The 26,293-nt window shown below is 64.4% G+C and carries 21 protein-coding genes; 9 read left to right on the forward strand and 12 right to left on the reverse strand.

What is annotated here, in order from left to right; translation table 11 throughout:
• Positions 1-64 precede the first annotated feature (64 nt).
• Positions 65-505 (reverse strand): DUF2948 family protein, encoded by a 441-nt coding sequence (locus AC6H34_RS15805; protein ID WP_497539378.1) that lies wholly within the window; start codon positions 503-505, stop codon positions 65-67.
• Between the two features lie 174 nt (positions 506-679).
• Between AC6H34_RS15805 and AC6H34_RS15810 the strand changes: the two genes are divergently transcribed.
• The 3 genes from AC6H34_RS15810 (at position 680) to AC6H34_RS15820 (ending at position 3,419) form a co-directional block, all read left to right on the forward strand.
• The gene (locus AC6H34_RS15810; protein ID WP_497539379.1) at positions 680-2,353 is read left to right on the forward strand and encodes a thiamine pyrophosphate-binding protein; all 1,674 of its coding nucleotides are present in this window, start codon (positions 680-682) and stop codon (positions 2,351-2,353) included.
• A 71-nt stretch (positions 2,354-2,424) separates the two neighbouring features.
• The gene (locus tag AC6H34_RS15815; protein ID WP_497539380.1) at positions 2,425-2,817 is read left to right on the forward strand and encodes a c-type cytochrome; all 393 of its coding nucleotides are present in this window, start codon (positions 2,425-2,427) and stop codon (positions 2,815-2,817) included.
• Positions 2,814-3,419 (forward strand): Ada family protein, encoded by a 606-nt coding sequence (locus tag AC6H34_RS15820; RefSeq protein ID WP_448148949.1) that lies wholly within the window; start codon positions 2,814-2,816, stop codon positions 3,417-3,419. Before AC6H34_RS15815 ends, AC6H34_RS15820 begins: the two co-directional genes overlap by 4 nt.
• Before the next feature lie 83 nt (positions 3,420-3,502).
• On the opposite strand, the gene AC6H34_RS15825 is transcribed toward AC6H34_RS15820, so the two are convergent.
• Positions 3,503-4,192: a Crp/Fnr family transcriptional regulator gene (locus AC6H34_RS15825; protein WP_497539381.1), complete on the reverse strand. Its 690-nt coding sequence runs from the start codon at positions 4,190-4,192 to the stop codon at positions 3,503-3,505.
• 132 nt (positions 4,193-4,324) lie between these two features.
• On the opposite strand from AC6H34_RS15825, the gene AC6H34_RS15830 reads away from it, so the two are divergent.
• A complete protein-coding gene (locus AC6H34_RS15830; protein ID WP_497539382.1) occupies positions 4,325-5,527 on the forward strand; it encodes a D-alanine--D-alanine ligase in 1,203 nt (400 codons plus the stop codon).
• Between the two features lie 120 nt (positions 5,528-5,647).
• Here the strand turns inward: AC6H34_RS15830 and AC6H34_RS15835 are convergent, their stop codons facing one another.
• The 4 genes from AC6H34_RS15835 to AC6H34_RS15850 form a co-directional block, all read right to left on the reverse strand.
• Positions 5,648-8,392, reverse strand: coding sequence for a molybdopterin-dependent oxidoreductase (locus AC6H34_RS15835; protein WP_497539383.1), 2,745 nt, complete (start codon positions 8,390-8,392; stop codon positions 5,648-5,650).
• A 9-nt stretch (positions 8,393-8,401) separates the two neighbouring features.
• The gene (locus tag AC6H34_RS15840; protein WP_448148945.1) at positions 8,402-9,232 is read right to left on the reverse strand and encodes an FAD binding domain-containing protein; all 831 of its coding nucleotides are present in this window, start codon (positions 9,230-9,232) and stop codon (positions 8,402-8,404) included.
• A 178-nt stretch (positions 9,233-9,410) separates the two neighbouring features.
• Entirely contained in the window at positions 9,411-10,361 is a 951-nt protein-coding gene (choX, locus tag AC6H34_RS15845; RefSeq protein WP_497539384.1) for a choline ABC transporter substrate-binding protein, read from the reverse strand.
• A gap of 211 nt (positions 10,362-10,572) precedes the next feature.
• The gene (locus AC6H34_RS15850; protein ID WP_497539385.1) at positions 10,573-11,772 is read right to left on the reverse strand and encodes an amidohydrolase family protein; all 1,200 of its coding nucleotides are present in this window, start codon (positions 11,770-11,772) and stop codon (positions 10,573-10,575) included.
• 68 nt (positions 11,773-11,840) lie between these two features.
• Between AC6H34_RS15850 and AC6H34_RS15855 the strand changes: the two genes are divergently transcribed.
• The 3 genes from AC6H34_RS15855 (at position 11,841) to AC6H34_RS15865 (ending at position 13,440) form a co-directional block, all read left to right on the forward strand.
• Positions 11,841-12,185 (forward strand): hypothetical protein, encoded by a 345-nt coding sequence (locus tag AC6H34_RS15855; protein WP_497539386.1) that lies wholly within the window; start codon positions 11,841-11,843, stop codon positions 12,183-12,185.
• A gap of 290 nt (positions 12,186-12,475) precedes the next feature.
• On the forward strand, positions 12,476-12,892 hold the full coding sequence (locus AC6H34_RS15860) for a nuclear transport factor 2 family protein (RefSeq protein WP_448148941.1): 417 nt from the start codon (positions 12,476-12,478) through the stop codon (positions 12,890-12,892).
• Between the two features lie 131 nt (positions 12,893-13,023).
• Entirely contained in the window at positions 13,024-13,440 is a 417-nt protein-coding gene (locus AC6H34_RS15865) for a nuclear transport factor 2 family protein (RefSeq protein ID WP_497539387.1), read from the forward strand.
• Between the two features lie 13 nt (positions 13,441-13,453).
• Here AC6H34_RS15865 and AC6H34_RS15870 read toward each other — a convergent pair whose 3' ends face one another.
• The 5 genes from AC6H34_RS15870 to AC6H34_RS15890 form a co-directional block, all read right to left on the reverse strand.
• The gene (locus AC6H34_RS15870) at positions 13,454-15,298 is read right to left on the reverse strand and encodes a monovalent cation:proton antiporter-2 (CPA2) family protein (protein ID WP_448148939.1); all 1,845 of its coding nucleotides are present in this window, start codon (positions 15,296-15,298) and stop codon (positions 13,454-13,456) included.
• Between the two features lie 376 nt (positions 15,299-15,674).
• A complete protein-coding gene (gene groL, locus AC6H34_RS15875) occupies positions 15,675-17,312 on the reverse strand; it encodes a chaperonin GroEL (RefSeq protein ID WP_448148938.1) in 1,638 nt (545 codons plus the stop codon).
• A gap of 42 nt (positions 17,313-17,354) precedes the next feature.
• Positions 17,355-17,642 carry a co-chaperone GroES gene (gene groES / locus AC6H34_RS15880; protein WP_311942632.1) on the reverse strand — a complete coding sequence of 96 codons (288 nt, stop codon included), beginning with the start codon at positions 17,640-17,642 and terminating at the stop codon, positions 17,355-17,357.
• A gap of 350 nt (positions 17,643-17,992) precedes the next feature.
• Positions 17,993-18,871 carry a DMT family transporter gene (locus AC6H34_RS15885; protein WP_497539388.1) on the reverse strand — a complete coding sequence of 293 codons (879 nt, stop codon included), beginning with the start codon at positions 18,869-18,871 and terminating at the stop codon, positions 17,993-17,995.
• 173 nt (positions 18,872-19,044) lie between these two features.
• A complete protein-coding gene (locus AC6H34_RS15890) occupies positions 19,045-19,479 on the reverse strand; it encodes a CHRD domain-containing protein (protein ID WP_497539389.1) in 435 nt (144 codons plus the stop codon).
• A gap of 294 nt (positions 19,480-19,773) precedes the next feature.
• Between AC6H34_RS15890 and hemA the strand changes: the two genes are divergently transcribed.
• Positions 19,774-21,003 (forward strand): 5-aminolevulinate synthase, encoded by a 1,230-nt coding sequence (gene hemA / locus AC6H34_RS15895; RefSeq protein ID WP_448148935.1) that lies wholly within the window; start codon positions 19,774-19,776, stop codon positions 21,001-21,003.
• Between the two features lie 268 nt (positions 21,004-21,271).
• On the opposite strand, the gene AC6H34_RS15900 is transcribed toward hemA, so the two are convergent.
• The gene (locus tag AC6H34_RS15900) at positions 21,272-24,328 is read right to left on the reverse strand and encodes an autotransporter family protein (RefSeq protein ID WP_497539390.1); all 3,057 of its coding nucleotides are present in this window, start codon (positions 24,326-24,328) and stop codon (positions 21,272-21,274) included.
• Positions 24,329-25,014: 686 nt separating this feature from the next.
• On the opposite strand from AC6H34_RS15900, the gene AC6H34_RS15905 reads away from it, so the two are divergent.
• The gene (locus AC6H34_RS15905; protein ID WP_497539391.1) at positions 25,015-26,064 is read left to right on the forward strand and encodes a glycoside hydrolase family 25 protein; all 1,050 of its coding nucleotides are present in this window, start codon (positions 25,015-25,017) and stop codon (positions 26,062-26,064) included.
• Positions 26,065-26,293 lie beyond the last annotated feature (229 nt).

The raw sequence follows: 26,293 nt of genomic DNA on the forward strand, positions 1-26,293 counted from the left end.
GGAACGCATCGCCTCCAAGGTCGTCGATCGGTGATCGACGCTTTCGGCGATGGCCAGGATGGGTTCAGGTCCGGGGCGGCGGCGGCGAACCGCAGGGCCAGGCGGGGCCGAGATCGGACATGGCCGCTTCCAGGCACTCGACATCGAGGCGGATGGCACCGCCCCCCTCGAAGAACAGCGTCACCTGCCCGGCGGGATCGTCGCCGACCATGAAGGAGATCGAGAGCAGGACGGCAGGCTTGTCGTCGTTCTGGTCGAAATGCGAGCGCTTGACGCCAAGTACCCGCTCGAAATGCAGGCCTGAACGCCGGCGCGTACGCTCGCCGCTCTGCGCCCCGCACCAGTCGAAGCGATCGGCCACCAGCGCAAAGCGCTTTTCACGCGGCAGGAATGCCATGTCGACAGGCTTGACGGCAGCATCCTGCAGGTGGGTGGAGATGACCTCCAGGTCTTCTCCATCGAAAGCGAGCAGCTTGAGTGGGTCGGGCGACAACATAACCTGCATGTAATGTTGGAGGGACTTCGGGGCAAGAGGCGCCTTTACTGCGCCACGGCTAGGCCGGAGCCGTGCTTCCAGTGTCGAGTTTGCACGCCGATCATCGGATCGGCAAGCCGATATGCCGGGGTTGCCTTGCCATCCAGACGGCGTATGACAGGGGCAGCCTTTTCGAGAGTGCCCATGACCCAGTATCCTTCCCGCAACGGCGGCCGCCTGATCGTAGATGCGCTGGTGGCCCAGGGTGTCGACCATGTGTTCTGCGTGCCGGGCGAATCCTATCTCGCCGTGCTCGATGCCCTCCACGACGCCCCCATAAACGTTACGGTCTGCCGGCAGGAGGGCGGGGCGGCGATGATGGCCGAGGCGGTGGGCAAGCTCACAGGACGCCCGGGCATCTGCATGGTCACGCGAGGACCGGGCGCGACCAACGCCTCGCACGGCGTTCATATCGCCATGCAGGATTCGACCCCGATGATCCTGTTCATCGGTCAGATCGAGACCGGCATGCGGGAGCGCGAGGCCTTTCAGGAGGTCGACTACAAGGCCTTCTTCGGCTCGATGGCGAAGTGGGTGGTGGAAATCGACAAGGCCGAGCGCATTCCCGAACTCGTCACGCGTGCCTTCCGGGTCGCCATGCAGGGCCGGCCGGGCCCGGTGGTGGTCGCCCTGCCCGAGGACATGCTGGTCGATAGCGCCGCCATCGCCGATGCTGCCTATGTCGAACCCGCGCAGACCTGGCCAGGCAATGCCGACATGATGCGCCTGCAGAGCCTGCTCTGGGCCGCGAAGAATCCCTTCGTCATCGTCGGCGGTTCAGGATGGTCCCCGAAAGCGGTGGCGAGCCTCACCCGCTTCGCCGAGCGCTTCGACCTGCCAGTCGGAACATCGTTCCGGCGGCAGATGCTCTTCGCGGCCGACCATCCCAACTATGCCGGCGATGTCGGCATAGGCCCGAATCCGAAGCTCGCCCAACGCATCAAGGAGGCCGATCTCCTGATCCTGGCAGGCGGGCGGCTCTCGGAAATGCCATCGTCCTCCTACACGCTGGTGGAGGTGCCGACGCCCCGCCAGCAACTCATCCATATTCATGCCGGCGCCGAGGAACTCGGGCGGGTCTACCAGCCCACGCTTGCCATTCATGCCTCGGCCCAGGCCTTCGCGTCGGCTCTCGAAGGCCTGCAGCCGCCGAACCGCCTGCCCTGGTCGACCGAGACGCGACAGGCCAACCAGGATTTCCATGCCTGGACCGACGAGCCCAAGCCTATCCCCGGCAGTTTCCAGTATGGGGAGGCGCTGCTCTGGCTGCGTGAGCGCCTGCCCGAGGATGCCATCATCTGCAACGGCGCCGGCAATTATGCGGTTTGGGTGCAGCGCTACCTGCGCTTCCGCGGCTTCGGCACGCAGCTTGCGCCGACTTCCGGCTCGATGGGGTACGGCGTGCCTGCCGCGGTGGCGGCGAAGGCGCTCCATCGCGACAGAACGGTGGTCTGCTTTGCCGGCGATGGCTGCTTCATGATGAACGGGCAGGAGTTTGCCACGGCCGTGCAATATGAACTGCCCATCATCGTGGTCGTCGTCGACAATGGCATGTACGGGACGATCCGCATGCATCAGGAGCGGGAGTTCCCGGGCCGCATCTCCGCGACCAGACTGAAGAATCCCGATTTCGCCGCCTATGCCGTCGCCTTCGGCGGCCATGGCGAGACGGTCGCGACGGCAGCCGATTTCGGCCCGGCCTATGAACGGGCGCTGGCCTCGGGCAAGCCGGCCATCCTGCATTGCCGGCTCGATCCCGAGGCGATCACGCCGATGACGACGATCTCGAAGATCAGAGAACAGGCGCTGGCGAAATGACGCGGGATCGCAGGCATCCGCGCCTGCCTCGTGCTCTCCGTGCGCCGCGCGGTTCCCGGAGGCAGGCGCGGATGCCTGCGATCACGGGCGCCCTGGCACTCGGCGTTCTCCTCTCCGGTGCTATCCCGGCGCTGGCCGCTGACCCCGCCAGCGGCAAGGCCAATTTCATCAAATGCGGTATCTGCCACCGGGTGGGCGAGGGCGCGCGGAATGTCGTAGGCCCGGAACTCAACGGCGTGGTCGGCCGGCCAGCCGGTGTCGTGCCGGACTATGACTACTCGCAGGCGCTCAAGGCTTCAGGCGTGACCTGGACCGAGGACTCCCTGCGGGCCTATCTCGCCCGGCCTTCGGCGTTCATCCCAGGCACCAGGATGACCTTTGCCGGCTTTCGCGATTCGGCCGTGATCGATGACGTCATCGCCTACCTCAAGACTTTCAGGCCGGATGGATCGACGGCGCCATGAGCGGCCCGCTCCAGAACCGCGTCACGCCCTTTGGCGAGATCGTCGCTCTCGCCGCACGCGGCACCATGATGGGCAATCGCGGCGGCCGTCTCCATGACGATCACAAGCGCCTTGGCTCGCGGCGTTGGGCGTCCAGGGCGTGGATCTGCTGCGAACTCCACTTCAAGGGCTGGCACCGTGAGGTGATGGCACCGCGCAACACCTACACCGAGCTCTTCTTCCTCGACGAGGTCACGGCGCTCGCGGCCGGCCATCGCCCCTGCTTCGAATGCCGGCGGGCCGACGCCAAGTCCTTCGCAGCCGCCTTTCCCGAAAGAGACGCTCGTGCCGCCCGCATGGACGAGATCCTGCATGCCGAACGCCTTGCCGAGCACCATATCGGGACGACGGCTGACCTGCCCGACGGTGCCGTGTGGGCCGCCAGCGGGGAGGCCTATGCGCGTCGCCGGGGCGAGGTGATGCGCTGGTGGCCCGAGGCTTGGCAGGCAGCGGCCTGGCAGGACGGGCCGGCGCGCCTACTGACCCCGCCGGCCATCGTCACGGCGCTGCGCAACGGTTTCAAGCCGAGATGGGCAGGCGAGCGCGGCTCGATCGAAACATGAGACGCTTCGGCGCGGCTTCCCGGTTGCAGCGGGCCTTCCAAAACGCGCCCTCCGCTCAGCAATGAGCCCGCGAGCCCCACCCCTCAATCGGCGAGCGCCGCCGAGATCCGCTTGTTGAGTTCCTCTGGATTGACCAGGGCCAGCGCGCCGCGGGTCTTGGTCACCAGGCCCTCCTTTTCAAGCGCCGAGAGTTCGCGCGAGACTGCTTCGCGACGGCAGCCGATGCGGGCCGCGAGATCATGATGGAAGGGAGGGGGGGAGAGCACGCGCTGTCCGGCGTGGCCGGCGCGGGGCTGGGAGAGGCGGATCAGCTCGGCGTAGAGCCGGTGCTTGGTCTGCAGGAAGGAGTGTTCCGCAAGCTTGGTGTTGAGCGCGCGCACACGGCTCGCCAGCAGGGTCAGGATCTGCTTGCACACCGGCGGATTCGTGGTGATCAGTTCCATGAAGATCGGCCCGGAGATGATGCACATCTGCGAGCGGTTGAGCGCGGTGACGTTTGCCGAACGGCCGACGCCGTCGATCGCCGAAAGCTCGCCGAAGAACTGGCCGCCCCCGAGTTCCGCCAGAATGACTTCCTTGCCAGTGATAGTACGGTAGAGGACGCGCACCTTGCCGGAGATCAGGAAGTATACGTCGTTGGAATTGTCGTCGTAGTCGACGACCAGTTCGTTCTCCTCGAACTTGGCCCAGCGTACCCGCCCATCGAAAGCCTTGATCGTTGCTTCGCCCAACGCTTGGAACAACGGAATCTGCGACAGGGTATTCGACATCATTCCTCCGGCCCGCGGGCTTCATCGAGGGGCAAAGTGCGTCATGGCGCGATGCGTGGCAAGGCCGCGTTTGCCTCGCCCGGCCCCGCATCCTATTTTCGCACAAACGATTCGGCCTAATCTCAAGGATACACGATGTCGAAAACGCGCGTCGCGGTGTTGTTCGGGGGGCGCTCACCGGAGCATGACGTCTCCATCGTCTCCGGCCTGCAGGCGCTCAACGCGCTCGACAGCACGAAATACGAGGGCTTTCCGGTCTATGTAGCCGGGGATGGCGCCTGGTTCACGGGCGATGCCCTGCGCAATCGCGCCGGCTACATTCCCGACGAGGAGGCCCGCAGGAATCTGGTCCGGGTCGATCTCGATCTTTCCGCCAACAAGGGCCAGCTGATTCCGCGCAGCAAGGGCGGCTTCTTCGCCAGGAAGCCGGAGCCGATCGGCTTCGACGTGGCGCTGCTCGCCTTCCACGGCAATATCGGAGAGGACGGCCAGATCCAGGGCGTCTTCGAGACCGCCAATGTGCCCTATACGGGCGCACGCACCATGGCTTCGGCGATCCTGATGGACAAGGCCATCACCAAGCGTGCCTTCGCCGGCCGCGGCATCGGCATGCTGCCGGATGTGGTGGTCAATCGCCCTGCCACGGGCCTCGTGCCGGACAGGGAAAGCCTCGAAGCGGCACTCAAGAACATTGCCTTCCCCGTGATCGTGAAGCCGGCTCATCTTGGTTCCTCCATCGGCGTCGCCAAGGCGGAGGACATCGATACGGTGCGCCAGGTGCTGCCCGGCATCTTCAAATTCGATACCCAGGCCATCATCGAACCCTTCGTCGAGAACCTGGTCGAATATAATGTGGCTGTCCGGCGCGAGAACGGCGCGGTGGTGACCTCCGCGATCGAGCGGCCCAAGCGCCAGACCGATCTGCTCGACTTCAAGACGAAATACATGTCCGGCGGTTCGAAGAAGACCGGTGGGGGGAAGCAGCCCGGCGCATCCAGCCAGGGCATGCTGTCGCTGACGCGGGACATCAATCCGGATATTCCGGCGGCCCTCGAAAACAGCATACGGCAATGGGCGACCGAGGCCTATCTCGCCGTGAACGGAACCGGTGCCCCGCGCATCGACTTCCTTTCCAACCAAAGGACGGGCGAGGTCTGGCTCAACGAGGTCAATCCCTGCCCGGGGTCCTTCGGCTATTTCCTCTGGGAGGCGGCTGCCAAGCCCGTGCTGTTCACGGCGCTGCTCGACGGGCTCATCGAAGAGGCCAAGGTCTATCACCGCGCGGCACAACTGCCGAGCGATCCCACGCCGGCGGATGCGCGGCTGTTCAGGCGATAGTCTATTTCCGGGGGGCGCCCTAGAGCAAAGCGCGTTTAGGTAGAAACGGCGCTTTGCTTTAACTCTTTGTTTTTCGACACGTCTTCGCGTTCTGCCGATTCCGTCAAAACACAAAACGCTCTAGCTCCGAGCCTTCTCCAGAAGCGCCGCCCTTACCCGGTCAGGCGTTGCAGGCACCTTGCGCAGCCTGATTCCGGCTGCGTCGTGCAGGGCGTTCAGGATGGCCGGCGCGGTCGGGATCAGGGCCTGCTCGCCGATTCCCTTGGCGCCAAACGGGCCGACGGGTGAAGCATCCTCGACCAGGATCGATTCCACCGGCGGGATATCGCCGATGGTCGGGATGAGATAATCGTGCAGGTTTTCGCCGCGGCCGGGATGGAACTCTTCCATCAGGGCAAGGCCGAGGCCCTGCGCGATGCCGCCCTCGATCTGGCCTTCGAGCAGCGTGGGGTTGATGGCACGGCCCACGTCATGAGCCGCAGTGATCTTCAGAACCTTGATCGTGCCGAGTTCGCAATCGACTTCGATCTCGGCCATGTGGGCGCCGAAACCATAGAGCGCATAGGGCTCGCCCTGGCCGTTCGCGTCGAGCGCTGTCGTGGGCGGATCGAAGGTCTGCTCGGTGGCGAGCACATAGCCCAACGGATTGGCCGGCAGGCCATCGAGCGCCAGGGTGCGCACGCGCTCGCCATCCTCCACGGTCAGCAGCCGGTCGCCGAAGCGGATTGCGGCATGCTCGCCTGCGTTGGTGTGGCGCAGGATCTGGGCTCGAAGGTCGAGTCCGGCGAGCTCGGCGGCCTTACCGGTGACGAAGGTCTGGCGCGAGGCGGACGTCTTGCCGCAGTCGGGCGAGAGGTCGGTATCGGCGGAAACGAGATCGAAGGCCTCGACAGGCGCGCCGAGGGCGTCGGCGCAGATCTGCGTGATCACCGTGTTGGAGCCCTGGCCGATGTCCACGGCTCCCTGATGCAGAGACAGGCGGCCGTCGGGCTTGAGGCCGAGACGGATGGTGGAGGGATTGGGCAGGGAGGTGTTGCCGCAGCCATACCACATGCCGGCAACGCCGACGCCTCGCCGCCGGGGGCCAGAAGCGCGGGCGTTGAAGCGGGCCGCCACCTTGCGCGCTTCCCGCCAGGGTTCGCGCAGGGCCTCCAGGCAGGTCTTGAAGCCGACGCCTTCGCCGAGGACCTGCCCGGTCACCGTCGGCAGATCGTCGGTGAGGGCATTGAGGATGCGGAATTCGAGCCGATCGAGTCCGAGCTTGTCGGCAAGATCGTCATAGAGCTGCTCCTGGGCGATGGCGGATTGTGGCACGCCGAAGCCGCGAAAGGCGCCGGCGGGCACCAGATTCGTGTGCACGGCACGCGCCAGCGCCCGGTAATTGGGGATGTAATAGGGGCCGGAGGCATGGACCGGGACGCGGTTCGCCACCGTGGGACCCCACGAGGAGTAGGCACCGGTGTTGAAATCGGCGTCGAAATCCATGCCGATGATCCTGCCGTTCCTGCTGGCGCCGATCTTTACGCGCATCGAGGCCGGGTGGCGCTTGGTGGTGGTCGAGATCGACTCGTTGCGCGTATAGACCATGCGCACGGGCCGGTTGAGATGCCAGGCCGCGATGGCGATGAAGGGCTGCACCGAAAGATCGAGCTTGGAGCCGAAGCCTCCGCCGACGGCGGTGGGAATGATGCGCACGCTCTCCGGTTCGATGCCGAGTATCAGCGCGATGTCGTCGCGGTCCATATAGGGCGCCTGCGTGCAGGCCTGAACCTCGATCCGGTTGCCCACCCGACGGGCGAAGCCGGCTTCGGGCTCGATATAGGCATGTTCGACGAACCCCGTTTCGAAACGGCCCTCGACCACTGCGTCAGCCTCGGCAAGAGCCCGGCTCACATCGCCCTTCTCCACGCGGCCCTGGGTGAGGATGTTGCCCGTTCGCGCATCGTGGATGCGCTCCGCGGACTGGTGCAACGCCTCTTCCGTCGCGGTGAGGGCAGCGAGCGGCATCCACGTCACGGGGAAGTCCGAGAGATCGAGCGCTTCGATGGCGGCGGGTTCGCCGACGACGGCCGCGACGGCCTCGCCGCGAAACCTGACCTCGCCCTCGGCGAAGGCCGGCTGGTCCGCAAAGGCCGGTATCACGCCGAAGCGGTTGCGCCCAGGAACGTCTGCCGCGGTGAACACCCTTAGGATGCCGGAATGGCCTGCGAGGAAGGCCTCGACGTCGCCGATCTCGAAAGCGGCGCGATGATGAGGGCTGCGAATGGCGCGCAGCGCGAGTGCAGCGTCGGGTACCGCGTCGGCGCCGAAGATGTCGCGGCCTTCGACCTTCGCGAGGCCGTCGAGCCGGACGATGCGGGCACCGATCGCTTCACCGGCCGAAGGCCGCACGGTCGCAGCGGCATTGCCGACATCGAGCACCGCAGCGATGATCTTGCGATAGCCGGTGCAGCGGCAAAGCACTCCGCCCAGCGCGTCGGCGACATTGGTTTCGGTCAGTTCGGCGCCGCCCTGCAGAAGGGCCGTGGCGGCCGTGAGCATGCCGGGAGTGCAGATGCCGCATTGCGCGGCGCCGTGGCGCAGGAATGCCGCCTGGAGTTGGCGGGTGAGAGGATTGCTGCGGGTAAGGCCCTCGATGGTCTCGACACCGCGATCCTCGGCCTGTGCCACCGCGACGAGGCAGGCGCAGACGGCGGCGCCGTCGAGCAGGACCGTGCAGGCTCCGCAGTCGCCGGCATCGCAGCCCACCTTGGTTCCCGTCAGATGGAAATCGTCCCGCAGCACGCGGCTGAGCCGGACGGTTGATGCCGCGCAGATCTCGACCTTGTCGCCGTTGAGGGTGAAGGAGGCTGCACTCCTGTCCATGCTGCTCTCCTATGTCAGGGCCGCGTCGAGCGTGCGCGCGATCAGGGTTCTCACGGCGTCCAGGCGGTATTCCGCGCTGGCGCGGATATCCGATATGGGCGAAAGCCCGTCGAGATGCACATGGCTGATGAGTTCGCCGAGCCCAGGCCGTGCTTCCTCGCCGACGAGCGTGCCTTCGAGCATCCGCAACCGGCGAGCCACGTCCGAGCAGGCTCCGACCGCGATGCGGGCCTGGCTTATCCGGCCCTCGCCGTCGCTTTCCAGGATGGCCGCCACCATCACGATCGAAATCACCAGGTAGCGCCGCGCACCGAGCTTGCTGAAGGCGGAGCGGCCGGCATCGATGCCGCGGGGTACGATGACGGCGCTGACCAGCTCGTCGGCCCGCCTCGCTGTCTTGCGATAGCCTGTGACGAAGTCACCGAGCGGCAGTTCGCGCCGGCCTGTGCTCGAGGTGAGCTCGACCCGCGCGTCGAGGGCAAGCAGGGGAGGCATGCCGTCCGCAGCCGGCGAAGCATTACATAGATTGCCGGCTATCGTTCCTGTATTCTGGATCTGGATCGAGCCGACCTCGCGTGCCGCCTGCTGCAGGGCGCGGAAGGCCGGAGGCAGCTCTGCCTTGGCGATGGCGGTCCAGGTCGTGCGCCCTCCGATGCGGACGCCATCGGGCTCGACCTTGATGCCGGCGAGTCCCTCCACGGCGGAAATGTCGAGGACGGGGCCGTTCAAGGGGCGGTCCCCGAGAGAGGGAAAGACGTCGGTACCCCCTGCAAGGATGCGCATCGGCCCGGTTGCCAGGGCCTGGCAGGCTTCATCCACTGTCCTGGGGCGCAGATACATCCAACCTCGCGGCAGCGTCGACAATTGTTAGTGTACTAATAAATTATCGGGCTGTGAGGAGGTGTCAAGAGAGCGACATGAAATGATCGGGACATTGGTCCGGGGCGGAGGGGAGACGGCATCGGGCCGGTCGCGCCGGCCCGAATTACGCCGAGTCTCGATCAAAAATTGAAGCGCTTCAGAGGCCGAGGCTCTTCTTGACCGCCTCGAGGCCGGGCTGGCCGTCGAAGGTGGTGACGCCCGCAAGCCAGGCGTCGAGCACGCCAGGATTGGCCTTGAGATATTTCTCGGCCGCGGTCGGGCCGTCCATGCCGTCACCGGTGATCATCTGCATCACCTGGTTCTCGAGATCGACGGTGAACTTCAGGCTGGCGACGAACCGGGCGGCATTTGGGCATTGTTCCGCCCAGCCGCTGCGAAGATCCGTATAGACCACCGCCTTGCCGAAATCCGGGCCGAACGTGTCGTCGCCACCCGTCAGATACTGGATCTTGAAGTTGACGTTCATCGGATGGGGCGCCCAGCCGAGGAAGACGATGTCCTCGTTGCGGGCGACCGCGCCCTGCACCTGGGCAAGCATGCCCTGCTCGGACGACTCGACAACCTCGAAGCCCTTGAGGCCGTCCTTGTTGCCGTCGATCAGGCCCTGCACCAGGCGATTGCCGTTGTTGCCGGGCTCGATGCCGTAGATCTTGCCCTGCAGCGAGTCCTTGAACTTGGTGATGTCGCCGAAGTCCTTCAGGCCCTTGTCATGGGTATATTGCGGCACTGCGAGCGTATATTTCGCCCCATCCGGCAGGTTGGCGGCGGAGACGACGATGGATCTGTCGTCGAGATAGGCTTTCCTGTCGTTCTCCATGCTTGGCTGCCAGTCCCCTAGATAAACGTCGATGTCCTTGTTCTTCATCGAGGCGTAGGTAACGGGAATGGAGAGTACGGTCGTCTGGGGATCGTATCCCAATCCCCTGAATATGCGCGAGGCGATCGCGGTGGTCGAGGTGATGTCCGTCCAGCCGACATCCGAGAACCGGACGGATTTGCAACTGCTGGGGTCGCCGGCCTGTGCAGGGCTGGCCAGGCCCGCGGATGCGAGACCTGCAATGGCGAGAAACGTGCGGAAGCACTTCATATCGAGTCTCCTGAGGACGATGACAACGATTTTCTTGATTGTCGCTAATCCGTCCTGCCGGAGACGCGCGTAACCCCTTGATCCTTTATCCGCCGGGATCGGTGTCGCTGGAGACGGGACTAGACCCCTCCAGCCAAGCACAATGGCACTTCGCCGCCTATATGACCGCAGGCACATGCCGTAAGGGAATGGCGTGCCAATCCAACTCCGTTCAATGCGCCACGATCAGCGGCACCTTCGTCGCCGGCGGCGTGTTGCGACTGCGCTGGGTGCGAACCACGCCATCGATGATGGTCATGCCGATACCCGGCAGGTCGCCGAGCTGGATGGAATCCAGCAAGTCCTTGCCCGCCGAATGTTGGGCCTTGTCCATGATGACGAAGTCGGCCGAGCGACCCACCTCCACGATGCCGCAGTCGAGCGAGCGCATCCGGGCCGTGTTGCCTGTGGCGAAGCACAAGGCGATCTCCGCCGGCACGTCGCCGAGGGACGAGAGCATCGAGACCATGCGCATGATGCCGAGCGGCTGCACGCCGGAGCCGGCGGGTGCGTCCGTGCCGAGGATGACGCGTTCGAGCTGGTTCATCTCTCGGGCGATGCGCAGCGTATAAAGGGCGGCGCGTTCATTGCCGTTATGCACCAGTTCGAGGCCTCGTCCGCAACCCTCGCAGATGCAGCGGATCTGGTCCGTGGGCAAGGCCGTGTGCCCGCCATTGATGTGGCCCACCACATCGGTGTCGGCCTCCAGCACGACGTCCTTGTCGATCAGCCCGGAGCCTGGAATGGAGGGCCCCCCGGTGTGGATCGTGGATTGAATGCCGTATTTGCGCGCCCAGGCCACCATCCTGCGTGCCGTCGCACCGTCCTTGACGCCGCCGAGGCCGACTTCGCCCAGCAGTCTTACGCCGGCGGCCGCGAGATCCTTGAAATCCTCCTCCACCATGCCGGGCTCGATCACCGGCGCGCCGGCATGGATCTTGACGCCGCTCGGGCGGAAGGCGGTGAAGCAGCGCTGCGCATAGATCGCCATCGCCTTGAGGCCGACGACGTCGCGCGGCCGTCCGGGTGTGTGCACTTCGCCGGCCGAGATCATGGTGGTGACCCCGCCATGCAGGTTTGATTCGATCCAGCCAAGCTGGTTCTGCCGCGGCGTCCAGTCGCCGGCAACGGGATGGACGTGACTGTCGATCAGGCCCGGCGTCACGGCCGTGCCGTTGGCATCGATGGTGCTGGCGGCGCCGGAAAGATCGAGATCCTTCTCGCGTCCGATGGCCACGATCTTGCCGCCGACCGAGACGATGGTGTCAGCGTCGAGGATCGGCCTCGCGATATCGCCGCTCAGGAGCAGACCGATATTGCGGATCACCAGCTTTTCGTCCGCGCTGCCCGCCTTTGCTTCTTCATGCGCCATGTTCTCGTGTCCCTGCCGTGCATCGAAGTCGTTAGTCTACAAACAATTTCTGGGGGGGCAAGGGAGGCATGGTCGGCGCGTTGCCTGCCGAAGATGCGATTATTTCCATCTGGCGTTTCATGAATGTCATCCATAGAACTACAAATAGCGGTAGTGTAAGCAATGGCACCGTAGGGAGAGCCGAGATGGGTACTTTTTCGATCGTTCACTGGCTGATATTGATCCTGTATATCATCATGATCGTTGCTTATTTCGTGGCGATCGTACGAATCCTGCGTCGCGCCGGCTATAGTGGCTGGTGGTCTCTTCTGTCTCTCATCCCCGTCGCCAATGTCATTGGTCTATGGCAGTTCTCGAAAGCGCCGTGGCCCGGCGTCGAAACAAGACCCGGCGTGACGGATGTATTCCGGTGAGCGCTCGCTCCGCGTTGGGCTGAAGTGCGAGGCAAGAAATTGAAAGGAATCGCCCGATTCCGCTCGGAATTTCGATGCCGCCGCGAGGTATGGCTTCAATAAAGAGACGGTCACCCAAGTTGGATCTTTTGCCACGGGCTGCTTTCGCGTAGCATGAGTTGCCCGGCGCAAGCGGGGCGTGCTGCATTTCCTCGGCACATTTGTCCGGTACGTCTTCGACGCATGGGCCGTTGCTTCCGCATCATCGGCGTCATGCGCGGCGTCGACATGATGCGGGCTTGGAGGAGCAGATGAATGGACGGGCTGAGATCGAGGCGTTCCTGCGCGAAATGTATGCGCATCGCTTCGCGGGAAATGTCGAGAGCATCATGGCCGGCTTCGGCGCGGAGCCGCGCTTCCGCGTGGCGGGTGACGAGGTGCTTGGCGTGCTTTCCACGGAAGTGCGAGGCGTGGATGCCTTGCGCGCAATGATGCAGCAACTGGTCGACAACTGGGACTGGTCCGAATACCAGATCCAGTCCGTCATCGTGGACGGGGACCGTGCCGTCGTGCACGGCAGCGGGCCGATGCTCTTCACGCCGACGGGACAGCGCTACGAGACCGAGACGCTCGACCTCATCCGCCTCGAAGATGGCAAGATCGTCGAGTTCCTGCAATTCCTCGACACGCATCTACTGGCCCGCGTGGTCGGGCTGGCGGCTGCCTGATTTTCACGGCCTGCCCTGCATCGGGGCCGCTGCGGAAGACCGGTGTCCGCACGGACCTCGAAGGGCGGTACCCTTCCGCCCATCGACCACCGGTGTGCTCTCCGCCCATTCCGAACAACGGGGGATCTATCATGAGTACTCGCGACGAGATCGAAACCATGGTGCGCCAATCCTATGTCCATCGCTGCGCAGGCGACATAGACGGGCTGATCTGCATGTTCGGACCCGACCCGCGATTTCGGATAGCGGGCGACGAGATCCTCGGCGCACTCTCGGCGGAGGTCCGCGGCCGCGAGAATCTGTTGGCGGTCATGGAGAGCCTGACGAGGACCTGGGACTGGAGCGATTATCGGATCGACACGGTGCTGGTGGACGGCAACCGGGCCGTCGTCCATGGCAAGGGCACAATGACCTATGTGCCGAAAAACCAGAAGATCGAAACTGAAACGCTCGATCTCCTGACCATCGTCGACGGCAAGATCGCCGAACTCCTGGAATTCTGCGACACCCATATGGCTGCGAAAGCCATGGATTGCCTGCCGAAATGAAAGACGAGGCCGCTCAGCCGGTCTCCTCGTCTTCCTTCGCTTCCTCGGCTGCATTGATGGCGTCGCGGTTCAGCGTGACGCCTACGGTGTCCGGTCGCTCCAGCGGTTCCGGCTTCATGAGGCGCTTGGAATTGACGAGGTCGATGCCGGCGTAGATGCCGCCCTGCTGCTGGGCGACGATGCGCCTTGCGTCGCGGTCGCGCACGTCGTCGATGATCTCCTCGGCCTCGATATTATCGATGCCGAGCGCTTCGAGCGTCGAGCGGCCGAAGGCGAGGGCGCTCTCGAAGGTCTCGCGCATGTGGTAGTCGGCGCCCGCCGTTAGTAGGGCCAGCACGTGCTGGCGGTCATAGGCCCTCGTGTAGACTTCCGTCAGCGGGAACTCGGCCTTGACCATCTCGACGATCTTCACAGCGTCGGCACGGTCGTCGATGGCGACGCAGATGACGCGTGCCTCCGCCGCACCGGCAGCCCGCAGCACGTCGAGCCGCGCCCCGTCGCCGAAATAGACCTTGGAGCCGAAGCGGGCGGCAACGTCGATCATCTCGACATCCTTGTCGATGATGGTCGTCTCTATGTCCGCTGTGCGCAGCACCTGGCTGACGACCTGGCCGAAGCGGCCGAAGCCGATCACCAGCGCCTTGCCGTGAGCGTCGGAATAATCTTCCTCGATCGTGAGCGCGGGCGGTGCGAAACGCTTCAGCAATCGTTCCGAGCCGGCTGCGATCAAGGGGCCGAACAGCATGGTGAGCGCGGCCAGTGCCTTGGCGAAGGCTGCCTGGTCGCCGGTCAGGAAGCCATAGCCGGCGCCGAGCGGAATGAGCACGAAGGCAAACTCGCCGGCCGGCGAGAGCAGGATGCCCGAGCGCAGCGCATCGAGCCTGGATGAGCCCATCAGGCGGAACACGGCGGCGACGGAGACGGACTTGACCAGCGCAAGGCCGAGAGCGAGCGCAATCAGCGCCAGCCAGTGATCGAGCACCAGCTTGCCGTTGATGTCCATGCCGACGCTCATGAAGAAAAGGCCGAGCAGCAGCCCGCGGAACGGCTCGATATCGGCCTCCAGCTCGTGGCGGAACTGCGATTCGGCCAGCAATACGCCGGCCAGGAACGCACCGAGCGCCATCGACATGCCTGCCCATTGCATCAGGAGCGCGGTGCCGAGCACCAGCAGGAGCGCGGCGGCCGTCATCACTTCGCGCGCCTCGGTGGAGGCGAGGATGCGGAAGAGCGGATTGAGCAGGTAGCGCCCTGCCAGAACCACCACGGCGATGGAACCGATCATGTAGGCCGTGTCGAGCAGGCCGTTGCCCTCATTCGCGGCATGGACGGTCTCGACGGCAAACAGGGGCACGAGGGCGAGGATCGGCACCACCGACATGTCCTGGAACAGCAGCACGGCGAAGCTGCGCTGGCCGTAGGGCGCCTGCAGTTCGCCGCGCTCGTTCAGCACCTGTAGGGCAATGGCCGTCGCCGAAAGCGCCAGCGCGATGCCAGTGATCGCCGCACCCAGCGGGGAAAGGCCGAGCGCCGTCGCGATGCCGCCGATCACCAGGGCGCATACCGCGAGCTGCAGGCCGCCGAGGCCGAAGATGTCCTTGCGCATGGCAAGCAGGCGCGAGAGCTGCAGTTCGAGCCCGATGACGAAGAGCAGCAGCACGATGCCGATCTCGCCGATATGCTGGATGGTCGTCGTGTCGGTGAAGAGTGCGAAGCCCGATGGCCCGATGGCCACGCCCGCGATCAGATAGCCGAGAATGGCGCCGAGCCCGACGCGCTTGGAGATCGGCACCGCGATGACCGCAGCGCCGAGGAAGAGAAGAAGGCTGGGGAGAAAGGACGTGTTCGCGTGTTCCATAAGCCTTCATGCAACTGATGGACCGGGCAGGTCAATTGCAACCACGGCATAGCTATCAAGCAATGCGCGGGCCGAGCCTATAGCGAGCCGGAGAGCCCATGCAACCAGCGCAGGTCTCCCTCATGCCAGAGCCGCGTGCCGATGCAAAATCGCCTCGGATCAGCGATCTCGCAAGGCGAGGCCGATGGGCTGGTTCGGGACGCCCCGGGTGTCCTCTGTGAAGTCGCATGGGGAGATGGAGTGCCTGATTGCGGGGCGCGCGGTTTGGCACGGCTGTCGCGCCGGCCCGATGGACAAGACCGGGGGGCGGCGCCAAGAAAGAAAAAGGGCGGTGCCTTTAGACACCGCCCTTCCTGATTCCAGAGGGAAGATGGACTTAGAAGTCCATGCCGCCCATGCCGCCGCCCGGCATCGGGGGAGCAGGCGTCTTGTCCTTCGGAGCTTCACCGATCATGGCTTCCGTCGTGATCAGGAGCGAAGCCACCGAAGCGGCGTCCTGCAGCGCGGTACGCACGACCTTGGCCGGATCGACGATGCCCTTCTCGAGCAGGTCGACATATTCCTCGTTCTGCGCATCGAAACCGAAGGTCTTCGACTTGTTCTCGAGGATCTTGCCGACGACGATCGAGCCTTCGACGCCCGAGTTCTCGCAGATCTGGCGGATCGGCGATTCGAGAGCCTTCTCGACGATCTTGATGCCGGCGCGGATGTCGGAGTTGTCGGAAGTCAGCTTGGCGACCGCAGCCTTGGCCCGGAGCAGAGCCGTGCCGCCGCCGGGGACGATGCCTTCCTGAACGGCCGCGCGGGTGGCGTTCAGAGCGTCGTCAACGCGATCCTTCTTCTCCTTGACTTCCACTTCGGTGGAACCACCGACGCGGATGACGGCAACGCCGCCGGCGAGCTTGGCCAGGCGCTCCTGGAGCTTCTCGCGGTCGTAGTCGGAGGTGGTCTCTTCGATCTGAGCCTTGATCTGGGAGACGCGGCCTTCGATGTCCTTCTTCTTGCCGGCGCCGTCGACGACCGTGGTCTTCTCCTTCTCGATCGTCACCTTCTTGGCGCGGCCGAGCATCTGGAGCGTGACGGTCTCGAGCTTGATGCCGAGGTCGTCGGAGATCACCTGGCCGCCCGTGAGGATGGCAATGTCTTCCAGCATGGCCTTGCGGCGGTCGCCGAAGCCCGGAGCCTTGACGGCGGCGATCTTCAGGCCACCACGCAGCTTGTTGACGACGAGGGTGGCGAGAGCTTCGCCTTCGACGTCTTCAGCGACGATGAGCAGGGGCTTGCCGGTCTGCACGACGGCTTCGAGCACCGGCAGCATGGCCTGGAGGCCCGAGAGCTTCTTCTCGTGGATGAGGATATAGGGATCCTCGAGGTCCGCGATCATCTTCTCGGCATTGGTGATGAAGTAGGGCGACAGGTAGCCGCGGTCGAACTGCATGCCTTCGACGATGTCGACTTCGGTGTCGAGGCTCTTGGCCTCTTCGACCGTGATCACGCCTTCATTGCCGACCTTCTGCATGGCCTTGGCGATTTCGCCGCCGATGAAGGCGTCGCCATTGGCGGAGATGGTGCCGACCTGGGCGATTTCAGCCGAGTTCGCGACCTTCTTGGAACGGTCGGCGATGTCCTTGATGGCAGCGGCGACGGCGAGGTCGATGCCGCGCTTCAGGTCCATCGGGTTCATGCCGGCCGCAACGGCCTTGGCGCCTTCGCGAACGATGGCCTGGGCAAGAACCGTGGCGGTGGTGGTGCCGTCACCGGCGGTGTCGTTGGTCTTCGAGGCGACCTCGCGCACCATCTGGGCGCCCATGTTCTCGAACTTGTCCGAGAGTTCGATCTCCTTGGCGACGGTGACGCCGTCCTTGGTGATGCGGGGAGCGCCGAACGACTTCTCGATCACGACGTTGCGGCCCTTGGGGCCGAGCGTGACCTTGACGGCATTGGCGAGAATGTCCACGCCGCGCAGCATCTTGTCGCGCGCATCGGTGGAGAATTTGACTTCCTTGGCAGCCATTTGGGTGTCCTCAGAATAAATGGAGAATGCGGTAGCTGCCTATCAGGCAACGATACCCATGATGTCGGATTCCTTCATGATGAGGTAATCCTCACCATCCAGCTTGATCTCGGTGCCCGACCACTTGCCGAACAGCACGCGATCGCCAGCCTTGACGTCGAGCGGGGTCAGCTTGCCGGCCTCGTCGCGGCCACCGGGGCCGACGGCGATGACCTTGCCCTCCTGGGGCTTTTCCTTGGCCGTGTCGGGGATGATGATGCCGCCCTTGGTCTTCTCTTCGGCATCGACGCGCTGGACGACCACGCGGTCGTGGAGCGGACGGAACTTCATGGCTTTTTTCCTCTTGTGCGACAGGCGCGGGGATGCGCCCACATTCCACATCGAAGGGATTATCTTGAAGCTGTTAGCACTCTACCGAGGTGAGTGCTAACAGCTGGCCCGGATTTAGTCAGGCCTCCCCGGACTGTCAAGGAGCGCGCGGGCAAAGAATCTCAAGGGAGCGCATTTTGGTTAGCGACGGGCGCAGTGCGCCGCTCTCCACGCCCTCAATTCAGCGGATCGCCAACGAGCAGGGATCCGTCATGCCCGGATGTATTCGAGGCGTCCGCCACGCTCCCGAATATCTCTGCCTACCAGATTGCCAGGTCAAGCGGGCAACGACAAAAAACGCCGAGGCCCTTTCACGCAGTCTTAACGCGCGGAGGGTTGAACGTGGCGAACAGGCAGGCGGCCATGATCAGCGCGGCACCGGCGAGCGTCCAGCCGGTGGGTATTTCGGCGAAGATGAAATAACCGAAGATCATCGCCCAGACGAAGGCGGTGTATTCCATGATGCCCAGGCGGCCGGCATGGCCCCGGGCATAGGCCCACGCAAGGCAGAGATGCCCGCAGGTGCCGAACAGGCCTACGGCAGCCGTGATCAGCCAGTGCATGGGCGCCACGGGCCGCCAGTCCCAAAGGCCGATGGGGAGAACGAAGAGCAGGGCAAGGCCGTTGGAGAGGAAGACGATGGTGATCGTCGAATCCAGGGCGGTCTGCTGGCGCATCAGCACCATGGAAAGGGCATAGAAGAAGGCGCAGCCCAGTGCCGCGAGAAGGCCGATGATGTCGAAGCTGTGACTCTGCCCGACCTCCTGCCCGCGCGCGATCACCATCACGCCGGCAAAGCCGATCAGGATCGCGACGAGAGCCTTCAGCGCGACGGGCTCCTTCAGGATCACCCGGCCGAGCAGGGCCATCAGCAGCGGGGCAAGGAAGGTGAGGGTGATCGCCTCCACCAGCGGCAGGCGCGCGATGGCGGTGAAGAAGCAGGCGGCTGTCGCCAGGACGATGAGGGCTCTCAGTGCGTTGCGCTTCACCGCTGCAAGGCTCGGCCTGCCGCCTCCGAAGCAGAAATAGATCAGGGCCGCGAACAGGGCGCCCGAGCCGTAGCGCATGGTGACGGCCTGCATCAGCGGATAGGTTTCCGAAATCACCTTCATGCTGGCGTCGAGGAACGCCAGGAAGGTCACGCCGAGGCCCGACATCAGGAGCGGGCGCAGGGATGTCTCGTTCCTCATGGACGAGCCCCCGGCGGCTTGGAACGCTGGTACTTGCGAAGGGTGGGAAGCAGGACAGGGGACACGGAAACGACCGCAGCGCAGGAAGGATTTTTTCGTCTCAATAAAGAGACCGCTTCCGCGCCGCAATCGTCATCTTCGATTGGTCAGGAACAAGTTCCGGAATGAGCGGTCTACTTCTCGGCCGCCATCTGGCCGCGGATCTCGCCGCCCTTGTTCTGCTCGGTATGGATGTTGAAATAGACCTGCCCGTCCGAAAAGGCCTTGGCCTGTTGCGGGGTCAGGGTTGCGGAGCCCTTGAAGGGGCTGGATTTCGCCGTCACCGGCACCATCACGCCCGCATTCGTGCCCCTGGGCGCGGGGCCGTGGAAATGGGCCGCCGTCTCGGGGCCGGTCAGGCCCGAATAGCTGCCCGACCATGTGAGCTTGCGCGTGGCCGTGTCGAGGCTCGCCTCGATCGAGCCCGTGCCCTTCGAGGCCGTCGGCGGATTTTCCTCCGGGCCTGAAAGGTCGGCCTTGTATTTGACGATCTCGGCAAGGGCGGGCGCGGCCGTCAGGGCGAGCGAGAGACCAAGGGTGGAAAGCAGGATTGCGTTCTTGGACGTCATGGGTACCTCCATCGAAACACGGGCAGACTAGGCGCGATTGTGGCCGCTTCGATGGCGGAGCAATGGCGTCACGCCGATGTGATGGCCTGTTTTCCCATCGCAAGACCGAAGCCAGACCGCGACCAATCGCCGTCCATGTCACGCTGCTTGATGCATTGTCGCGGGAATGACGATATGACAGCGTCAGTTTTTAGGAGTTCCATACGGGAGAACCCGTGTCGTATCCTGGTGCACAGGCCGTGATGCCGCCTCCGGTAATCCAAGCCCATGCACCGGCAAAGTTGGGTTGAGATCATGAATTACACCGCGATCTTCGCAAATGCGGTCGACTCGCTCCGGCAGGAAAAGCGCTATCGTGTGTTCGCGGACATCGAGCGCATCGCCGGGCGTTTCCCGCACGCCGTCTGGCATTCCCCCGAGGGGCGGCGCGAGATCGTGGTGTGGTGCTCGAACGACTATCTCGGCATGGGCCAGCATCCCGCGTCGATCGAGGCGATGGTCAAGGCGGCCACGGAACTCGGCGTCGGGGCTGGCGGGACGCGCAACATCTCCGGCAACAGCCACCAGGTGGTGATGCTGGAAGCCGAACTCGCCGACCTGCACGGCAAAGAGGCCGCGCTCGTCTTCACGTCCGGCTATGTTTCGAACCAGACCGGCATCTCCACCATTGGCAAGCTCCTGCCGGACTGCCTGATCCTTTCCGACCAACTCAATCACAACTCGATGATCGAGGGTGTTCGCCAGTCGGGCCGCGAGAAGGCGATCTTCCGCCATAACGATCTCGACCATCTCGAGGATCTGCTGCGCAAGGCCGGCAGGGAGCGTCCCAAGCTGATCGCCTTCGAGAGCGTCTATTCCATGGATGGCGACGTCGCGCCCATCGGCCGGATCTGCGATCTTGCCGAGCGCTACGGGGCGATGACCTATCTCGACGAGGTGCATGCCGTGGGCATGTACGGACCGCGCGGCGCCGGCATCGCCGAGCGCGACGGCGTGATGGACCGGGTCGATGTGATCGAGGGTACGCTGGCCAAGGGCTTCGGGGCGCTGGGCGGCTACATCGCCGCCGCGGCGCCGATCGTCGATGCGGTGCGTTCGCATGCTCCGGGCTTCATCTTCACCTCTGCCCTGCCACCGGCGGTTGCCGCCGCGGCGCAGGCCTCTGTCCGCTACCTGAAGGGGTCGCAGGCCGAGCGCGCGGCACAGCAGGCCAACGCGGCGAGGACCAAGGCAGCGCTCGCCGGCGCAGGTCTGCCGGTTGCGATCTCGGAGACGCATATCGTGCCGGTGATCGTCGGTGATGCCGAGCGCTGCAAGGCGGCCAGCGACCTGCTGCTCTCCGACCACGGCATCTACATCCAGCCGATCAACTATCCCACGGTGCCGCGAGGCACCGAGCGCCTGCGCATCACGCCGACGCCGTTCCATGGCGAGGCGCTGATCGCCGATCTCACAAAGGCCCTCGTAGCGGTGTGGAAGAAGCTCGACCTGCCTTTCCAGGTGAAAGCGCAGGCCGCGGAGTGAGGCGGGGCTGGGGATGCGGCAGACAGCCTGCCCTGGATCTCTCGTCGATCGCATTTCGTTTGGCATCCCGAACATCGGAAGATCAGCCGTGCATCAGGGCGTGCCGGTGAGGTTTCATGTTGCGCCAGATGCTTCGTGAGCGGGGGTCGTTCTGGAGTGGACATGCAGAAACTTGCCCGCCGCCGCCGTCGGGGGCGCCGGAACATAAGAAATGGGGTGGGCCGTTTCCGGCCCACCCCATTCGTCGAAGCAGTCTGCTGTCGCGGCCTCACCACCTGTATCTGAGGCCTGCGGTACCCTTGACGGCATAGTTGTCGCCGGAGCCGGAGGAGAGGGCGGCGGCATAGTCGGCCTCGCCATAGAGGCTCCACTCGTCGTTCCAGGCATAGCTGCCGCCCAGGCCGACCTCGCCCCACAGGCGCTTGTTCTGCTGGGTGAAGGAGGAGCCGGCCACCTCGACCGAGGTGCCGTCCAGGAACTGGTAGCTCAGATTGGCGACGGCGTAGAGCTGCAGGCGGTCGGTCCTGCCCTGCTGGTTCTTCCAGCTGGCCAGGTTCTCGACCCGCAGGCCGAGCCGGCCCTTCAGGCTGTCGCCGTCGCCGAGGGCGACGCGGGCGCCGTTGAGGTCGGTGAAGCTGTCGAAGTCGACATGGGCCCAGGCGAGCTGGGCCTGGGGCACCAGCGCCCAGCCCGAGCCGAGCTCGAAGCGCCTGCCCGCCTCCAGGCTCAGCACCGAGGACCAGCCCGAATTGCCGCCGCCCGCCTTGTTGGACAGGTCCGACTCATACCAGGTGAACTGGCCGACCGCATCGGCATAGAAGCCGTCCTGGCCGAGCCAGGTCAGGTTGCCGCCGAGCCCGTAGCCGGTCGAGGTGATCTTGCCGCTGCGCGCCGCCTTGGTCACCGGGTCGGGCGAGACGTCGATCTCGGCGCGCGAGGTGCCGATGGTGGCGAAGGCGCCGAGCGTCAGTTCGCCCGAGCCGTTCTCATGGGCCACGCCCTCATAGCCGGCCTGCAGGAAGCCGAGGGACTGGGTGTAGGCCGAGCCTGTCCTGGGATCGTAGGAGGCATACTGGCCGCCGATGCGCCCCCAGGCGCCCTGGCCGTAGAGCACCGGCTTGCCGTCGGCATAGGAGGCGTTCTGCTCGCCGGTCGGGGTGCAGCGGAAGTTGCGGGACGGGTCCTTGCACCAGATCGCCTCGGGCGGCGTGCCGTTCGGCCAGACGCGGTTGCCGGTCCTCTGCTGCAGCGTGCCCAGCGTCGCCTCGGCATAGTTCACCAGCGTGTCCGCATAGGGCAGCGCAGTCTGCGTCGAGGCGGACGCGCCGACCGAGCGCAGGTACCAGTTCTGGTCGGTCTTGGCGAGATCCTGGAAGTAGAGGCCGTAATCATAGGCGCCGACCGCCACCGCCCCGTTGAGATGGAAGGCATCCGAGGTCGAGTTTCCCCCGACCACGACCACCTCGATGCCGTTCGTCGTCTGCGCCCCGGTGCCGCCGACATTATGGATCGCCAGAGTCGTCGAGCCGGAGGCATCGCCATTGATCACGAGCTTGTCGGTCAGGGAATTGTCGTCGCCCAGGACCGTGTCGAGCTTGACCGTGCCACCCGCACCGACAAAGTCGCCGTTGACTACCGTCTGGTCGCCCGCCCGGCCGTTCTGCATGGTGAGGGTGCCGGCATTGGCGAAGATTCCCAGGCCGTTGAAGGTGGTGGTTGCCGCGGCCGACGCACCGGCCTCGGCAGCGATGATGGTGCCGCCGGCCTCGTTCGTCAGGACGTTGTCGGCGAGGTCGGTACCGAACTCGTTGGTGCCCCCGGCCGTGTTCCATACGCCCCCAGACAGGTTGTCGAAGCTGTTGCCTTGGTCGCTCAGCGCCACAGTACCCTTGACCAGACCGCTATTGCTGATCGACGTGGTGCCGCCCGAGGTGTCGATTGCCAAATCCGAGGAAGCGCCGGAGGCGTTCCGGACAGTCCCGGAATTGGAGATGCCGATGGCCTCTTCCGAATCCGACTGGGCATAGATGCCGGCCGTACCGCCCTCTACGACACCGGTCGTGGTGATCGACGTGGCACCCATGCCCGCGTTCTCGGTGGAAATGCCGTATCGGCTGCCCGTGGCGTTGTTCACAGTGACATTCAACGCACCCATCGTGACGGCGTAATTGTGAACGTAGACGCCATCGCCGCCGGTCGCGGTGCCCGACACCATGACGTTGGTGTCGCCTGTGCCCCGGTTGTCGGCATAGATGCCGTATATGCCGCCCGCCGCATTCGCTGCATTGATCGTGAGATCCGTACTGCCAAGCTCGTTATAGGCGAGGATGCCATAATAGGTCGTGCCGGTCGCCGTGCCCGTCGAGGTAATCGTCAGCGCGCCCGTGCCATAGTTGTCGGCCGCGATGCCGAAATAGCCGCCCATTGTATCGACGGCATTGATCGTGATAGCCGTACCGTAGCTCCAGGCATAGATGCCAGCGTAAGTCGTGCCGGTCGCCGTGCCTGTCGAGTTGATCGTCACCTCGCCCCTGCTCAGGCTGCTGTTCCAGACACTAATGCCGGTTGAGCCACCTGCAGTATCCACGGCATTGATCGTCAGGTCCGCACCATCGTTGTAGGCGTAGATGCCAGTGTCCGCCGTGCCGGTCGCCGTGCCGGTCGAGTTGATCGTCACACCCCCCGTGCCCTGGTTGGAGGTGTAGATGCCGTAAGAATCGCCAGTCGTATCGACGGCGTCGACCGTCAGGTCCGTGCCGGTATTGTATACCGCGATGGCAGCGTAGGTCGTGCTGGTCGCGGTGCCGGTCGAGGTGACAGCCACCGCGCCCGTACCATTGTTCTGAGCGTAGATGCCGTATTGGCTGCCCCTCGTATCGGCGGCATTGACCGCCAGGTCCGTGCCTTCGTTGTAGGCGTATATGCCGGAACTAGCACCTGAATCAGACGTGCCCGTCACCGTGCCCGTCGAGGTGATTGTCAGCGCGCCCGTGCCGACATTGGAGGTCCAGATGCCGTTCGTGTCGCCAGCGATGGACGACTGGTTGTCGTCCGTGAAGCTGATTCCGCCGGATGACGAGATATGGAAGCCGTCGCCCGTCGTGGCGAGCCCGAAGCCGGGCTCCGTCGAGACAGTCACGGCACCGCCGGACGAGATGGTCTGCGTTGCATCGCCACTGGTGCCCGATGCCGCTCCCGAGCACTCCCATGTCATGCCGTCCGAGGTGGTGCAACTGCCGGCCCTGGCCGCCTCCGGGGCAAAGGCCAGTCCCCCGAATGACAAGGCTGCCGCCAGCGCGGCTGCCGTTGGACGCTTCCCGCTCATGATCCCCCTCACATGGCAAATGGTCGCCGATACGGCCACGGGGCAAATCGGCGATTGCAATACCGCAGAGGAATCAACCTGATGTCGTGATTAAACAAGGTACAACTTTTTGAAATATGATCGTTATGTGAAAATAATAGATCGTTTTATGAAAATTATATTCGCAATCCGCGATGATTGTTGCTGCCCGGCAACACAGAAATTTGAAATGGAGAGACAGATTAATACTGTTTCGTGGCTTCGGAGGATCTCCGGCCTAATAGTGCTTTCCGGCTGCCGAGCGATGTCTGCGTGATCGATCGCCAGAGCAATCAATCGTCATTCGCATGGGCGCATATCCTGCCGTCTGGCGCCGCCGGTGGCCGAAAGCCGTCAAGCCACGGTCTGCCGGACCCCGGCGATGTTCCTCAGGCTTCTTGAATCTTGCGGCATCTCAGAAATGGAAGGTCGGTCGCAAACTTCCTTTTGGGAATGAGCCTTGCATCGACCTCGTGTGTGGGAGCGATGCCGGCGGGTGTTGCGGCAAGTTGCGTAACAAACGAGTCACCATGATTCGGAATTGAGGCCGTACACGCGACGCGGGTGGCCAGGATTCAGCCATTTTTTGTAAATTTCGCCCAGATCATGATCGCGGTGCCGGATGACCGGCGCCGCGGCAGTTGTGGCGTTTGTTCGACAGAGTATCCATGCGCGTATCCGGCCTTTTCGCCCTCGTCGGCGCTTGTCTTTTCCTGGCCGGCTGCGGGGGCACCACCTCCGCGCTGCGGCCTTCGGCGGCCGATTCCACCGGCTCGATCGTCGATGTGGATGCGCCCCTGCCGCCGGCCACCGTCAGCCAGCCCATGCCTCGGCGGCCCCTGGTCGCGGACGACGGCGTCCAGGTTCCCGTGGCCCGGGAGCCGGACGACCCTGTGCCTCAGGTCCGGCGCCTTCCGCGCCAGGCCGCTACGTCGCAGCAGGTCGCCTTCGTTTCCATTCCGCCGATGCGCCCCGACGCGGACGCCGCGTCCGATGCCCCGGCGCCGCGTGGCTTCACGCGGGACCGCATCTACAGCCGGCGTTTCCGCGATGCCAAGCCGATCAATTTCGGCCGCGCCTCTCCGCGCGTCTTTGCCGTGCATGGCGTGGACGTCTCTCGCTGGCAGGGCGACATCGACTGGCAGACATTGCGCCTCCAGGGCGCCAATTTCGCCTTCATCAAGGCGACCGACGGCGGCGACCACCTCGATCCGATGTTCAGGCGCAACTGGCAGGCCGCGCACGAGGCCGGGCTGAAGCGCGGCGCCTATCATTTCTTCTACTGGTGCCGCAACGCCGCCGAGCAGGCGCGCTGGTTCATCCGAAACGTGCCGCGGGTGCCGGGAGCCCTGCCGCCGGTTGTGGACGTCGAGTGGAACGCCGATTCCGCCTGCAAGATCCGTCTCTCGCCCGCACAGGTCCAGGAGAAGATGCGTGTCTTCATCAGCATGGTGGAGCGCCACTACGGCCAGCGCCCGATTATCTATACGGCCCCGGGCTTCTACCATGACAATCTGGAAGGCGCCTTCATGGAATATCCCTTCTGGCTGAGGTCGGTCGCACAGCATCCCGCGAAGGTGTTCGAGGACCGGAAGTGGATCTTCTGGCAATATTCCGGCTCGGGCCTTTCCCATGGCGTCGATGGCAAGATCGACCTCAACGTCTTCAACGGCAGCGCCGAGGCCTGGTACCGTTGGGTCGGCGCCAACGCGGGGTAGGGCCGCCGGCCTCCTCGTACCTCAGGCGCTGATCCTCCAACCAAGAACGCACCGAACGCGGAGCAGCCGTTTCCAACGGCCATTTCCGCATGGGGATAGGTAAGCCTCGTTTCCAGGGCCGGCGGCCGGGAACTGCCACGGGGAGTCCTGCGCGCTCCCCATGACATGGCCCGCCTCAGATGGCGACAGAAGACAATCTACTATTTTAGTGGGCCTTTGACCTTCGCAT

It is taken from the genome of Labrys sp. ALF-8 (assembly GCF_059699065.1).

Coding starts and splice junctions, on each gene's coding strand:
- AC6H34_RS15805 (WP_497539378.1), bottom strand. CDS start 505: ATGCAGGTTATGTTGTCGCCCGACCCACTCAAGCTGCTCGCTTTCGAT.
- AC6H34_RS15810 (WP_497539379.1), top strand. CDS start 680: ATGACCCAGTATCCTTCCCGCAACGGCGGCCGCCTGATCGTAGATGCG.
- AC6H34_RS15815 (WP_497539380.1), top strand. CDS start 2,425: ATGCCTGCGATCACGGGCGCCCTGGCACTCGGCGTTCTCCTCTCCGGT.
- AC6H34_RS15820 (WP_448148949.1), top strand. CDS start 2,814: ATGAGCGGCCCGCTCCAGAACCGCGTCACGCCCTTTGGCGAGATCGTC.
- AC6H34_RS15825 (WP_497539381.1), bottom strand. CDS start 4,192: ATGATGTCGAATACCCTGTCGCAGATTCCGTTGTTCCAAGCGTTGGGC.
- AC6H34_RS15830 (WP_497539382.1), top strand. CDS start 4,325: ATGTCGAAAACGCGCGTCGCGGTGTTGTTCGGGGGGCGCTCACCGGAG.
- AC6H34_RS15835 (WP_497539383.1), bottom strand. CDS start 8,392: ATGGACAGGAGTGCAGCCTCCTTCACCCTCAACGGCGACAAGGTCGAG.
- AC6H34_RS15840 (WP_448148945.1), bottom strand. CDS start 9,232: ATGTATCTGCGCCCCAGGACAGTGGATGAAGCCTGCCAGGCCCTGGCA.
- choX (WP_497539384.1), bottom strand. CDS start 10,361: ATGAAGTGCTTCCGCACGTTTCTCGCCATTGCAGGTCTCGCATCCGCG.
- AC6H34_RS15850 (WP_497539385.1), bottom strand. CDS start 11,772: ATGGCGCATGAAGAAGCAAAGGCGGGCAGCGCGGACGAAAAGCTGGTG.
- AC6H34_RS15855 (WP_497539386.1), top strand. CDS start 11,841: ATGGTCGGCGCGTTGCCTGCCGAAGATGCGATTATTTCCATCTGGCGT.
- AC6H34_RS15860 (WP_448148941.1), top strand. CDS start 12,476: ATGAATGGACGGGCTGAGATCGAGGCGTTCCTGCGCGAAATGTATGCG.
- AC6H34_RS15865 (WP_497539387.1), top strand. CDS start 13,024: ATGAGTACTCGCGACGAGATCGAAACCATGGTGCGCCAATCCTATGTC.
- AC6H34_RS15870 (WP_448148939.1), bottom strand. CDS start 15,298: ATGGAACACGCGAACACGTCCTTTCTCCCCAGCCTTCTTCTCTTCCTC.
- groL (WP_448148938.1), bottom strand. CDS start 17,312: ATGGCTGCCAAGGAAGTCAAATTCTCCACCGATGCGCGCGACAAGATG.
- groES (WP_311942632.1), bottom strand. CDS start 17,642: ATGAAGTTCCGTCCGCTCCACGACCGCGTGGTCGTCCAGCGCGTCGAT.
- AC6H34_RS15885 (WP_497539388.1), bottom strand. CDS start 18,871: ATGAGGAACGAGACATCCCTGCGCCCGCTCCTGATGTCGGGCCTCGGC.
- AC6H34_RS15890 (WP_497539389.1), bottom strand. CDS start 19,479: ATGACGTCCAAGAACGCAATCCTGCTTTCCACCCTTGGTCTCTCGCTC.
- hemA (WP_448148935.1), top strand. CDS start 19,774: ATGAATTACACCGCGATCTTCGCAAATGCGGTCGACTCGCTCCGGCAG.
- AC6H34_RS15900 (WP_497539390.1), bottom strand. CDS start 24,328: ATGAGCGGGAAGCGTCCAACGGCAGCCGCGCTGGCGGCAGCCTTGTCA.
- AC6H34_RS15905 (WP_497539391.1), top strand. CDS start 25,015: ATGCGCGTATCCGGCCTTTTCGCCCTCGTCGGCGCTTGTCTTTTCCTG.